Source organism: Sphaerisporangium sp. NPDC005289 (genome assembly GCF_040607455.1).
GTDB lineage: Bacteria > Actinomycetota > Actinomycetes > Streptosporangiales > Streptosporangiaceae > Sphaerisporangium > Sphaerisporangium rhizosphaerae.
Genome location: NZ_JBEXGS010000044.1, coordinates 1 through 7,345 on the forward strand (window position 1 = coordinate 1; position 7,345 = coordinate 7,345).

Annotated in this window: 6 protein-coding genes; 4 read left to right on the forward strand and 2 right to left on the reverse strand. The window is 70.6% G+C overall.

Annotated features, from left to right (window positions below; translation table 11 throughout):
* Positions 1-977: 977 nt before the first annotated feature.
* Complete coding sequence (locus ABZT47_RS39445) at positions 978-1,856, reverse strand: helix-turn-helix transcriptional regulator (RefSeq protein WP_354853662.1); 879 nt, start codon at positions 1,854-1,856, stop codon at positions 978-980.
* 102 nt (positions 1,857-1,958) lie between these two features.
* Here ABZT47_RS39445 and ABZT47_RS39450 point away from each other — a divergent pair, with 102 nt between their 5' ends.
* Complete coding sequence (locus ABZT47_RS39450; protein WP_354853664.1) at positions 1,959-2,657, forward strand: SDR family NAD(P)-dependent oxidoreductase; 699 nt, start codon at positions 1,959-1,961, stop codon at positions 2,655-2,657.
* Between the two features lie 126 nt (positions 2,658-2,783).
* Here ABZT47_RS39450 and ABZT47_RS39455 read toward each other — a convergent pair whose 3' ends face one another.
* On the reverse strand, positions 2,784-3,359 hold the full coding sequence (locus ABZT47_RS39455; RefSeq protein ID WP_354853667.1) for a cysteine hydrolase family protein: 576 nt from the start codon (positions 3,357-3,359) through the stop codon (positions 2,784-2,786).
* Positions 3,360-3,552: 193 nt separating this feature from the next.
* Here ABZT47_RS39455 and ABZT47_RS39460 point away from each other — a divergent pair, with 193 nt between their 5' ends.
* The 3 genes from ABZT47_RS39460 to ABZT47_RS39470 all read left to right on the forward strand — a co-directional run.
* On the forward strand, positions 3,553-4,875 hold the full coding sequence (locus ABZT47_RS39460; RefSeq protein ID WP_354853670.1) for a folylpolyglutamate synthase/dihydrofolate synthase family protein: 1,323 nt from the start codon (positions 3,553-3,555) through the stop codon (positions 4,873-4,875).
* A gap of 28 nt (positions 4,876-4,903) precedes the next feature.
* Positions 4,904-5,239, forward strand: a complete 336-nt coding sequence (locus ABZT47_RS39465; RefSeq protein ID WP_354853673.1) for a DUF4233 domain-containing protein — start codon at positions 4,904-4,906, stop codon at positions 5,237-5,239.
* Positions 5,240-5,256: 17 nt separating this feature from the next.
* On the forward strand, positions 5,257-7,345 hold a 2,089-nt coding region (locus tag ABZT47_RS39470; protein ID WP_354853675.1), incomplete at its 3' end, for a hypothetical protein.

Genomic DNA, 7,345 nt, shown 5'->3' on the forward strand with positions numbered 1-7,345 from the left:
AAGCTTTCCAGCGCCGATGGTACTGCACCGGGGACGGTGTGGGAGAGTAGGACACCGCCGGACAAAACTTGATAGATAGATATATGTGTAACGCAGGTAGGCCATCCACGGTGTGGATGGCCTACCTGCGTTTACGGACCATTTCCGCCGCAGGCCCCGGACCGGCTGTTACGACACCTCGCGCCCACCTCGGGACTCCCATCCCCCAGGCCGGCCAAGACCCAGGACCCAGGACCACGACCGGGAGAACCGGCCCAGCCGTGCCCGCCCGAGGGCAAGCGAATGGGACCCCGCCCGGCATACGAGTGGATGGTCCAAGGGTCGCTGCCCACCCCGATCGTCAATCCGTCAGATACGGCGGCAGTAGCGGGGTGGGACGGCCGGACGATGGTGGCCGGTGGAGTCGACACCGTCCTGGGTCCGTCCCGCGACGTCACACTCGACACTCGCGCCCACGCCGGCACACCCATCCCCAGGCCCCACCTGAAGCGTGGCTACAGGAACCGGCCTGGCCGTGCGGTCAGCGAAGGATTGGATAGGCCCGCCGGAGAAGTCGAATGGGGCCCGCCCGGCATGCGCGTAGGTGGTCTGTGCGTGCTGCCTACCCCGGTCGTCGGTCCGCCACGCGGAGCGGTAGTGGGGGTGGGACGGCGGGGGATGGTCGGCGGTGCGGGCGCCGTCCTACGGCGCCGGCGGCAGACCTGCAGGGGCGGCCGATTGCATGCCGGGCGGGGGCATCGAGTTCTCCGGTGTCGGCTCGGCGCAATTGGATGGCGTGCCATTTCCTGCTGTCACCTTTGGGATGCCCGGCTCGGTCGACGACTGGGCCCGTTCGTTACTGAGGTGGCAGCGGTCTGTTCAGCTGTCGCTGTCTTATTTCCTGGTACTGATGCGAGCATGTCAGCGGTGCACGTCTAGCGAGTCTGCAGGTCATCCTCTTCTGCGCCATCGCTCGGGTGGTCCAGCCGGGGAAAGTGTTATGGCGTGGAGAACGGGCCGGGTACTGGAGGTACGGTGCCGTGGGTGGAGACTCCGTTGGTGACGCGCAGGAACTCCAGCTTCTCCGCGTCGGCGGAACCCGCGGCGACCGTGTAGACGACCAGCCGGACGTCACAGCCGGGGACGGTGAGCACGTCGCAGTCGCACGTCACTTCGCCGACCTGGGGGTGCACGATGGTCTTGCGAGCCGAGACGTGGAGGCCGACCGCGCCCTCGTCCCACAGCCGGGCGAAGTCCGTACTGCTGGAGCGCATTCCCGTGACAAGGTCGATCAGTCCATGGTCATGGGGATGGGCGACGAGAGCCGTGCGCAGATCTGCCACGAGGGCGCGCTTCAGGTCGTCACCGTCGTGGAGCACGGGCCAGGCCGCGAGTCCTCGTGGCCCTGTGGCGAAGACCGACCGCACCAGGTTCCGCTCTATCTGCGTCCGCGCGCCGGGGTCACCCAGCAGCACTGCCCATGCCGGAGTCCAGGACAGCAAGGTCCAGTCGGCGCTGAACACGCCGACGGGGAACTCCCCGAGGCGGGCCAGCATCCGCTGGATCCCCGCCGGGACGTGCGTGGAGATCGTTCCCTCCCGGGGCGGGAGGAGGCCGGCCAGCTTGTAGGCGTGATCGCGCTCCATGGGTTGCAGCTGCAGCGCCCTGGCCAGGCTCGCAACGACCTGCGCCGAAGGGTTGGTGGCGCGCCCCTGCTCAAGCCGCACCACATAGTCGACCGACAGCCCCGCGAGCTCGGCCAGTTCCTCGCGTCGCAACCCTGCAGCACGGCGCCCGCGCCGTGCGGTGCGCCCGACATCGATGGGAGAGAGCCGGTCGCGCCAGCGGCGCAACGCCGTCCCCAGGGTTTCGTCCATGCGGCCATCCTGCCCGCTTGATTGTCGTCGTGCCTGGTACTGGCCGTCCCACCGTCGTGGAGGGCACTGGTTGCCCTCTCGTCGCCGCACGAGAGTGAAGGCATGACCACGACGTTCATCACAGGAGCCAACAGATCCCTCGGGTACGAGACCGCCCGCCGGCTGATCGAGGCCGGCCACACCGTCCTGGTCGGAGCCCGTGACCCAGAGCGCGGCCAGGCGGCCGCCGACGCACTCGGCGGTGCCCGATTCGTCCAGATCGACGTTACCGACGACGCGTCGGTGGCCGCGGCCGCCGCCGACATCGAAGCCCACGAGGGGTTCATCGACGTTCTGATCAACAACGCGGGCATCCACGGGACGAGCAAACCCGCGGACCAGATCACGGCCGCTGACGCCGCCGAGGTGTTCGAGGTCAACGTCCTGGGGATCGTCCGCGTGACGCATGCGTTCCTGCCACTACTTCGCAGGTCCGCGAACCCGGTCATCGTCAACGTGTCGAGTGGCATGGGGTCGTTCGCCGTGACCCACGACGCAGAGCGCGTCGAGTCGCAGGTCGTCACGCCGCTCTACACGTCGTCGAAGGCCGCCGTGACCATGCTGACGACGCAGTACGCGAAGGCCTGGCCGGAGGTGAAGGTCAACGCGGCCGACCCCGGCTATACCGCGACCGACTTCAACGGTCACAGCGGCCCGCAGACGGTGGCCGAGGGGACCGACGCGATCGTCGAACTCGCCACCGTCGGGACGGACGGTCCGACCGGGACCTTCCGCGACCGTCAGGGCGCGATGGCCTGGTGATCCACCTCTGAGCTCGGCGCCTACCCGGCGATGGACGAGGACCGGCTGGCGGACCTACCCGAGGAGACGGACCGCCTCTGGCAGCAGGGGGCTACCTCACGAGCGGGGTTACCCGGCGGACTCCGCTCAGCTTGCGTCGGTTGCGTCGGGCGTCGTGAAGGTCACGTCGGCCGTGTCGACGGTGCCCGCTTGGCGGCCCGGGGCGCGGTGCCCCTGCCAGTAGAGATTGGTGTGCGCGATCACCTTGTCCGGGGTCGGCGCGCCGTACTCGCTGAGGTCTTCGGTGGTGTGCGCGTCGCCGACGAGCGTCACGTCGTATCCGCGGACGAAGGCCCCGTGGATGGTGGAGCGGATGCACTCGTCGGTCTGGGCGCCGGTCACGACGAGTCGGCCCACGCCGAGTTCGGCGAGCCGGGACGCGAGGTCGGTGTCCTCGAAGGAGTCGCCGTAGTGCTTGTGGACGAGAGGCTCGGACTCGGCGCGGACGAGCTCCGGCACGTACTGCCAGTTCTCGCTGCCCTCCTTGATGTTGTCGTCGGAGTGCTGCACCCACACCACGGGCACGCGCTCGGCGCGAGCCTTGCCGACCAGGGCGTTGATGTTGGCGATCACGCCGTCGCGGTTGTGGGCGCCGGCCACCACCCCGTTCTGGACGTCGATGACCAGCAGCGCGGTGTTCGGCCGATCGGGCAGGGTCGTCATGGGAGCCTCTTGTCTGATCTTGGGTCCTGTGTGTCCTCCACAGTAGGACGGCCCACCGACAGTCCGGCGGGCACGCATGACGGGTGCGCGAGCGTTCGTCCATGACGGCGTGAGGACGTAGGGGCCGGTAGGGCGGGGCCGGGCGGGGTGGTGGGTTGTCCGGAGGGCCGGAGGCGGTCAGTAGGCTTCTGGTGTGGAATATCAGGCGGTCGAAAAGGCGATCTTGCAGCGGGGTGTGGAGTGGGACATCGATCCCACCCTTGATCGGATCAACATCCTGATGGACATGCTGGGCCAGCCCCAGCGGGCCTATCCGGTCGTGCACATCACCGGCACCAACGGCAAGTCGAGCACGGCCCGCATGATCGACACCCTGCTGCGTGAGCGCAACCTCAGGGTCGGCCGGTTCACCAGCCCTCATCTGGTCTCCATGCGCGAGCGCATCACCATCGACGGCGAGCCGCTCAGCGAAGAACGCTTCACCGAGGTCTACGAGGACGTCCAGCCCTACCTCCAGCTCGTCGACCAGCAGCAGGGACGGCTGTCCTTCTTCGAGACGCTCACGGCCATGGCGTACGCGGCCTTCGCGGACGCGCCGGTCGACGTGGCCGTCATCGAGGTGGGCATGGGCGGCACTTGGGACTCCACCAGCGTGGCGCAGGGCACCGTCGCCGTCATCACTCCCATCTCCCTTGATCATGTCGAGTACCTCGGGCCGGACATCGAGGCCATCGCCCGGGAGAAGGCCGGCATCATCAAGCCCGGCGCGACCGCCGTGCTGTCACAGCAGCCGCTGGCGGCGGCCGAGGTGCTGGTGCGCCGGGCCGCCGAGACCGGGGCGACGGTCGCCCGCGAGGGGCTGGAGTTCGGGGTCGTGCACCGCGAGGTGGCGATGGGCGGTCAGATGCTCCGTCTGCAGGGGCTCAAGGGCGTGTACGAGGAGGTCTTCCTGCCGCTGTACGGCGAGCACCAGGCCGGGAACGCCGTCTGTGCCCTCGCGGCGGTCGAGGCGCTGACCGGCGGCGACGACCCGCTCGACGGCGACCTGGTGCGGAGGGCGTTCGCCGCGGTCACCTCGCCCGGGCGCCTGGAGGTCGTGCGGCGCGGGCCGACGGTGATCGTGGACGCGGCGCACAACCCGGGCGCCATGGAGTCGGTCGTCGAGGCCATGGAAGAGTCGTTCGGCTTCTCCCGCCTGATCGCCGTGGTCGCGGTGATGGCCGACAAGGACGTGGCGGGTGTGCTGGAGCTGCTCGAACCCATCACCGAGGAGATCGTCGTCACCCGCAACTCCTCGACGCGGTCCATGGATCCCGAGGAGCTGGCGGCGCTGGCGGAGGACATCTACGGCGGCGAGCGCGTCCACCAGGCGGCGAGGCTCGACGACGCCATCGACATCGCCATCGGCCTGGCGGAGGAGACCGGCGAGTTCGCCGGCGCGGGGGTGCTCATCACCGGTTCCGTGGTCACCGTGGGAGATGCCCGCCTGCTGCTGAAGGCCGGCGCCGAGCAGTGAGTCGCGGAGTCGTGGAAGGGACGAGGGCGTGAGCATCACCGTCACGCCGGGCATGCGACGGCTGTGCGCCAGTGTGCTCGGCATGGAGGCCATCGTGCTCGGGCTGATCACACCTGTCGCCATCATGGTCAACGGTGTGACCCCGGCCGTCGCCGTGACCGTCGGCCTAGGGCTGGCGGTGGCGTGCGTCGTGGTGACGGGCCTGCTCAAAAGGCCTTTCGCCTACGTCGCCGGCAGCGTGCTGCAACTGCTCGCCATCGCCACGGGGTTCCTGGTGCCGATCATGTTCTTCCTCGGCGTGATCTTCGCGGCACTTTGGGTGACGGCAATCTTCGTCGCTCGTCGTGTCGAGGGAGTGACTTAGCGCTAAAGTCGGCCAGTATGGCCGTACCCCCCATCCAGGCCGCTGGCCTCGCGACAGTTGGCCGGGTCAATCGTCTGCCGCTGGCGCTCGACGTCCTCGTCGGGCTCCTGATCGCGGTCGCGCTTCCGCTGGCGATCGTCGCCGTGCCCAACACCATCTCCGTGGTCGCCTCGCTGCTCCCACCCGGCCTCGCCGGGGTGTGGATCCTCAGGGCCCACGGTCTCGCCCTTCCCGTCATGCTCTGCGCGGTGCCGCTCGCCGGTTCGGCGCTGAGACGGGTCAACGCGGCGACCATGCTGCTCGTGGGCTTCGCCTGCCTCGCGGTGGCCGACGTGGCCGGCGGTTTCGCCGACTCCACCTTCGCCGTCGGGGCGCTGCGCGTCCTGCACGGCATCGGCGCGGGCGTCCTGCTCCCGGCGACGTTCGCGGCGAGCAGCGAGCGCCGGGGGGCGTCTCGCGACGTGCTGATGCCGCTGTGGGCCGGCATGCTGGCCGTCAGCCTGCTGGCCGCTCAGGCGCTCGCGCTCTGGCCGCTCGACGCGGTGACGTCGTGGCGGGTGACCCTCCAGCCGTATCCGCTGCTGACCGGGGTGGCGCTCGCCCTGGCGGCCGTCCATTCGGTGCTCTGGCGCGCGACGGGCGACACCGCCCCGTCGTCCGCGCGGCCCTCTGCTCGTGGAAGGGCGGACGGGGGCGCTGAGCGGGCTCGCGCCAACGGCGGCGGCCTGCGTTCCCATCCGGGCGAGCGCCGCGGCGGGGTCCATCCAGAGGTGGCCCGCGGGGTGGACGCGGCGGACGGCACGGGCGCCGTCGGTGGCGACATCGCCGTGCCCGTCGCCGACCCGGCCGATCTCGGTTCGGAGGGCCGGGCGCGTTCGGGGCCGAGAGGTCGGGCGCGTCTCGGGCCGGAGAGCCCGGCGAGTCTTGGTCCGGAGGGCCGTGTCGGTCCGGAGAGCCGGGCGCGTCTCGGTTTGGAGGGCCGTGTCGGTCCCGAGGGCCGGGCGCGTTCGGGGGCGGGCGGCCGGGCGCATCTCGGGCCGGCGGCGGGGCTGTCGGCGGGCATCGCCGTGCTGGCCTTCGGCACGACCTTCGACTGGCCGTCCGGGCTCATCCTGGTCGCCGCGACCATCGCGGTGGTGATGCTGCTGGCGGTGGCCGGCCTCAGCAGGGTGGAAGGCCCCGGGGGCCGCCTGGTCGCCTTCGTCATGGTCGCCGTCGGCCTCGTCGTACTGCCGACTGCCGCGCAGGTGACGTACGTGGAGCTGGGCGGACTGGGCGGCCCGGGGCTTTCAGGGCTGTGGGCGGCCTTCGGGCTCGCCGCCGTGGTGACGCTCGTGGCCGCGTCGCTGGCCGGGCGGGCCGGGCTCGGGGCGGTGCCGAAGCTCGTCGGAGGCGGCCTGGTCGCCATGGTGGTCGGGCTGTGCGCCGTGCGGCTGTTCGTCCCGTCCGCCTCGGGCATGCCGCTGGTCGTGCCGTTCTCGCTGCTGTCGGCGGGCGCGGCCGTGGCCGTCACCTCGGCGATCCGGGCCGCCGGGCATCGCGCATCGCTTTTCGGCCTGTCGCTCTGCTTCCCGGCCGTCCTGTGCGGCTTCCTGCTCGGCACGGGCATCCAGGTCGGCCGACTGCGCGCGGTCAGCACGTCGGGGAAGGTCACCTCGGAGGCCATGGTCGACGGGTTCGTCGGGGCGCTGCACATCTGGGCGCTGGTGGCCGGGTTCACCGTCGTGATCGTTCTGGTCCTGGGGGCGGCACTCGCTCGCCGGGCGTATGAGGGCGAGTCGTCCGGACGCTCCGGCCGAGCGCTCGAGACGCGTTCCCCGGGCTCCGGTGGGGCGCTTGAGACGCGTTTCCCAGGCTCCGGTGAGACGCTTGAGACGCGATCCCCGGAGTCCGGCCGAGCGGGTGAGACGCGTTCCCCGGAGTCCGGCCGGGGGGATGGGACACGTCCCCCTGATTCCGGGGGGACCGTCGGTGTGCCGCCGTCGCCGCGCAGATCCGCCTCGAAGGCGTCCGACGTCAAAGTGGCGCCACGCCGGCAGTCCCGCACGGCGCCCTTCCCGGTGGCCGACCTCCCCTCGACGGATGCCGCCTCACGAGGCTCGGATG